General features: G+C 67.5%; 1 pseudogene. It reads left to right on the forward strand.

The window, feature by feature from the left end:
* A pseudogene (locus L3V42_RS18140) lies at positions 1 to 286 on the forward strand (PKD domain-containing protein); the annotation flags it as partial.

Below are 286 nucleotides of genomic sequence, written 5' to 3' on the forward strand. Positions count from 1 at the left end.
CCTGGGACGACGGCCTGGTCACCGCCCCGAACGGAAACAAGTACGTCGGGGACCCGGCCGTCGAGCACAAGGTCACCGGCAGCGCGTTCGGCACGAACTTCTTCCGCATCGAGGGACCGAACATCGGCGGACCGGGGATCGACGTGGTGCAGACCGACCTCTTCACGCTCATGGGCAAGGTCTCCACGAACTCCGGGGTCAACGCACACCGCGCCGTGGTCAACGAGTCCTCCTCGGGCAGCTACCTCGACGTGTTCGCGGGCGCAGACGCGGGCGACACGGTCAC

Origin of the sequence: Oceanobacillus alkalisoli, assembly GCF_022213125.1 — a bacterium.
GTDB classification, from domain to species: Bacteria; Bacillota; Bacilli; order Bacillales; family Amphibacillaceae; genus Oceanobacillus; species Oceanobacillus alkalisoli.